The following is a 338-nucleotide window of genomic DNA, read 5'->3' on the forward strand; positions in this document are numbered from 1 at the left end:
CAATTGCCTTCTGTTGTCACGGCCCTGGGCCATTCATGCCATCCTTACAAACGATCCGCCAAAATCCGCAGTTTTTGCTGTTGGCTATGGCCTTTGTTATGCCGCTGACATTTTCGGTCTGGAATGCGCTGTTAAATAACTTTGTTATCGACGCCGCGCAATTTAACGGCGCGCAAATCGGTATTTTACAAAGTCTGCGGGAGGTTCCTGGCTTTTTGGCCTTTACCGCTATCTTTGTGTTGTTGGTGCTCAAAGAGCAGACCTTTGCGCTGATCTCGCTTGCGTTGATGTCCATCGGCATAGCGCTGACTGGTTGGTTTCCATTCGAATACGGTTTG

1 pseudogene is annotated in these 338 nt (G+C 49.1%); it reads left to right on the plus strand.

From position 1 onward, the window contains the following. Positions 1–35 precede the first annotated feature (35 nt). Positions 36–338: pseudogene (locus J0A66_RS22280) on the plus strand (MFS transporter); the annotation flags it as partial.

The sequence above is a fragment of the Bowmanella dokdonensis genome, assembly GCF_017254865.1.
GTDB classification, from domain to species: Bacteria; Pseudomonadota; Gammaproteobacteria; order Enterobacterales; family Alteromonadaceae; genus Bowmanella; species Bowmanella dokdonensis.